The sequence below is a fragment of the Thermomonas sp. genome, from assembly GCF_035369645.1.
In the GTDB taxonomy this organism is placed as follows: Bacteria; Pseudomonadota; Gammaproteobacteria; order Xanthomonadales; family Xanthomonadaceae; genus Thermomonas.
Map to the genome: position 1 here is coordinate 31,490 of NZ_DAOOUM010000024.1, position 4,365 is coordinate 35,854.

A 4,365-nucleotide genomic window follows, 5' to 3' on the forward strand; every position below is an offset into this window, starting at 1 on the left:
GGCACTCCAAATTCCTGCGACGTCGGTTTCCAGACCTTGGCTGCGTCCCATTCAAATCAACTTGGATGCGCCACTGCATCCGGATGCCATTGCCGCGTTGGCGGTCATCAACAATCCTGATCTGGCCGCTCTGCGTGCCCGCGCCGGTGTCGCAGATGCGCAGGTGTTTGCTGCCGGCTTACTACCTGACCCAACATTCAGTGTTACTGCTGACAAAGTTCTGCGCGGCCCAGACACATTACTCAATTTGGCGGCATCGCTGGTGATCGACATCAACGCCTTGCGAACGCGCACACTCACCCGCACCCAAGCCACCGCTCAAGCACGCTCCGTACATTTGGACGTGGCTTGGGCAGAATGGCAAACCGCAGGTCAAGCGCGCCTGCTGGCGGCACGTATTCAAAGTTTTGAACAACAACGTCCGATTGCACAAGCAACCGCAGACGCTGCCCTGCAACAAGCCAAACATGCTGCCGAAGCCAGCGCACGGGGCGACATCCCGGCCATCGACAGCCAAGCGCTTCGTATTGCTGCACAAGATGCCTCGGCTCGGCTCCGCACACTGGCGCAAGACCTGCTTTTTGCACGTCAGTCTTTGAATCGGCTGCTAGGCTTGCCACCCGATGCGGTTTTGGCATTGGCTAACTATCCACTGCACATGACAGTTCCCGCACCCGTGCAAGATCTGTTTGCCGAAGCATTGGCGCAACGCAGCGACTTGGCGGCATTGCGTGCAGGCTACAGCAGCCAAGAGGCCACTCTGCACAAGGCAGTGCTGCAACAGTTTCCTACGCTCAACTTGACGATCGCTGGCAACCGCGACTCCGCCGGCAATCTATTGCTGGGCCCCACAGTAGATTTCACCCTGCCCTTATGGAACCGCAACCGTGGTGTGATTGCGATTGAGCAATCCACCCGTGACGCACTGAAAGCCGAATACCAGTCTCGGCTGTTTCAAACTCATGCAGATCTCGCAGCAGCACGCGACGGCCTCTTGCTGGCACAACACCAGTATCAAGCCGCGCTGGAAGATGCTGAAGCACTTCACCTGCAGGCAAACCGCGCACTTGCCGGGGCCGCACGCGGCGATGTGGCTCCCGCTTCGGCGTATGCGTTGTCACAACAATGGCGTGACCGCCAGATGCTGCTTGCACAACTGCAACAAGCCATCACCGAACAAGCCATTGCGCTGACTCTGCTTTGCGGTGCCCCCAGTCGAGTACAACCATGAAATTCGCAATTCCAATCTGTATGGCAGGCTTACTTCTGAGCGCTTGCTCCTCGCCTACCCCGCATGAAGACAACACACCCGCACCCAGCGCACTGGTGACGCTTGCCACCGCGCAGCATGGGCCGGCACAACACATGGTCACCGTGTATGGCCAAGTCGACCCCAGCGGCGGAAACTTAAAAGTCCTTGCAGCACCCATCGAAGCCGTGGTGGCGGCCATCGATGCTCCCGTCGGTAGCCATGTTGCCGCCGGGCAAACTGTCGTGCGCCTACAGCCTAGCCCTGCCACCCATGCGCAATGGCAGGCGGCCATTGTCGAAGCGCACGCCGCACGTCTTGCATTTGAACGTAGTCAACGGCTGCGCAGCGATGGATTGGGCAGCGATGCCGATATCGAAGCTGCGCGTGCGCGCGCAACAACGGCGGATACGCAGCTATCCTCCTTGCAGTCGCGGATTTCACAGCTGCAACTTCGTGCCGATGGCACGGGAAGTGTGCAGCACATCGCCATCAATGTGGGCGACCTATTGCCCGCCGGCGCTGCCGTTGCCAGCATCGCCACAACAGGGAAAGGTGTGGCGCGCTTCGGTATCGACCCCGCACTGGCCACGTCCTTGCAGCCGGGTGCGGCGGTTCGTGTGCAGGCACATGATGGCATTGCAGACTATTTTGCAACCGTGCATAGCATCAGTATGGCAATTGACCCGCAAACAAAACTTGCCAGTGTATTGGTGATAATTCCTGCCCAGCATGCACCAACACCAGGGCAGCCACTCTCCGCCGAAATCACTGTCGCTAGTGTCAAAGATGCTCTCCTGATTCCTTACGCAGCGGTGCTGGATGATGGTGGTCAGCCGTATCTGTTTGTGGTCACCAAAAGTACCGCTTGGCGACGCGATGTGCGCTTAGGCCCAAGTGATGGCCGCCATGTCGCGATAATCGCTGGCTTGAAACAAGGCGAGCAGGTCGTCGTGGCCGGGGCAACCGCATTGGCCGATGGCATGCAGGTGCGCAGTCGATGAACAGTGGTTTGGCCCGACATACGCGCAGCTTGTGGTTGGCAATGCTCTTGCTCACTTTGGGCGGCATCACCGGCGCACTGCGGATGCCGGTCAGCCTACTTCCCCAGATCAACTATCCGCGCGTCCTGGTTGCGATTGATGCTGGCGAGCGCGATCCGGCGCAGATGGAAGCCGAAATCACACGCCCACTGGAGGTTGCATTACGCGCAGTGCCGGGCGTGGCGCACCTTCGCTCCACCACCAGTCGTGGCACAGCCGAAATCGCGCTGACTTTTCCATGGGGTCAAGACATGGTTCAAGCCACCTTGGCCACCCAAGGCGCGCTTGCCACAGTCGCATCCACACTGCCTGCAGGGGTGCACTATGAAGTGCGCCGCTCTGATCCCAGCTTGTTTCCGGTTCTGGGATTGGCACTCACATCCAAAAATCTGGATCCACAAGCCCTGCGCCAACTGGCGGAATTGAAAATTCGGCCCGCCTTGATCGCGGTGGAAGGGGTTGCCGGGGTGGATGTCCTGGGCGGTGCCCCGCGTGAATTTGCGGTGGATATCAACCCCGCCAAACTGGTGGCGCTGGGTGTGTCAGTGAGTGATGTCACCCGTGCTTTGAATCAGTCCAACCTACTGCGTGGCACCGGACGCTTGCAGGATCGGCACCGACTGTATCTGGTGTTGGTGGAACACCGCCTTGCCTCACCTCAGGATTTGGCGGCCATCCCGATCAAGTCCGGCGACAGTGCCGGCGCAGGCCAGGTGACCTTGGGCAACATCGCCACCATCTACCCAGCCGCCGAGCCCCACTACACCCTCGTCAACAGTGATGGCCAAGCGGCTGTCTTGATCAATATCCGCCAATCCCTAGGCGGTGATACCGTTCGCATCGTGCAGCAATCGCAAGCGCAACTGCATCATCTGAAACTACCGGCAAGCATCAAACTCACGCCATTCTACGATCAATCGGAATTGGTGACCGCAGCCGCCAGTGCTGTGCGCGATGCCATTTTTCTTGGCGCAATCTTGGCAGGTCTGGTGTTGTGGCTGTTCTTGCGCTCGTGGCGATTGATGGCCATCACCGCAGGGGTTCTACCCGCCGTCTTGGCCGCCTCCAGCTTGCTGCTGTATGCGCTTGGCATGCACTTCGACATGATGACACTGGGCGGCATGGCGGCGGCAGTTGGCTTAATCGTCGATGACGCCGTTGTAATGCTGGAACATGTGATGCGACGGCTGCAAGAAGGACGCGCAACCACCCCCACATCGCTGTTGTCGGCTGCCGCAGAAATGACCCGGCCACTGTTGGGTTCGACAGGGGCCACCATCGTCGTATTTTTGCCTCTGGCATTCATCGCCGGTGTCACCGGTGGGTTTTTCAAAGCTCTGGCCATCACCATGGTGGCAGCTTTGATCATTTCATTGCTCTATACCCGGTTTTTGGTGCCACTACTGTGCGCCTATTGGCTGCGTCCACGGGATGCAGCACAAGCAGAGCGTGCCGGCAGTTGGCTGCAATGGTTGACGCGGCATTACCGCTCCAGCATCCAGATTGTCCTGAAGAAGCCCGCGTTCTTTGTTTACACCTGCATCGTAATTTTGGGTCTGATTGGCGGCCTTGCGTGGTATCAAGTGCCTTCCGGTTTCATGCCAAAAATGGATGAAGGCGGCTTCATTCTTGACTACAAAGCCCAGCCCGGTGCCGCGCTGGCAGACACCGATCGCCTGCTGCGTCAGGTTGAAACCATCATCCGCAAAACTCCGGACGTTGCCAGCTATTCGCGCAGAACCGGCCTGCAATTGGGCGGCGGCCTGACCGAAGCCGATGAGGGTGATTACTTCATTCGCCTCAAGGGCGGCAACCGGCGGCCCATTGACACTGTCATGGCAGATATCCGCCAGCAAGTCAGCGCGCAGGTTCCCGGCTTGCAGGTTGAAACCGCACAACTGATGGAAGATCTCATTGGTGATCTCACCGCAGTGCCGCAGCCCATCGAAATCAAGCTGTTTGGCGATGACCCCGCGCAGCTTGAGTCCTCTGCACGTACCGTGGCGACTGCCATCGGAAAAATTCAAGGCGTCGCCGAAGTAGCCGATGGTTTACGTGTCGCTGGCGATGCCA

General features: G+C 58.9%; 3 protein-coding genes. All 3 read left to right on the forward strand.

What is annotated here, in order from left to right:
- On the forward strand, positions 1-1,231 hold a 1,231-nt coding region (locus PK789_RS06340), incomplete at its 5' end, for a TolC family protein (RefSeq protein ID WP_324307806.1).
- Between the two features lie 20 nt (positions 1,232-1,251).
- The gene (locus tag PK789_RS06345) at positions 1,252-2,253 is read left to right on the forward strand and encodes an efflux RND transporter periplasmic adaptor subunit (RefSeq protein ID WP_324307808.1); all 1,002 of its coding nucleotides are present in this window, start codon (positions 1,252-1,254) and stop codon (positions 2,251-2,253) included.
- Between the two features lie 41 nt (positions 2,254-2,294).
- Positions 2,295-4,365 (forward strand): efflux RND transporter permease subunit (locus PK789_RS06350; protein WP_324307809.1); only part of this gene is annotated, 2,071 nt, incomplete at its 3' end.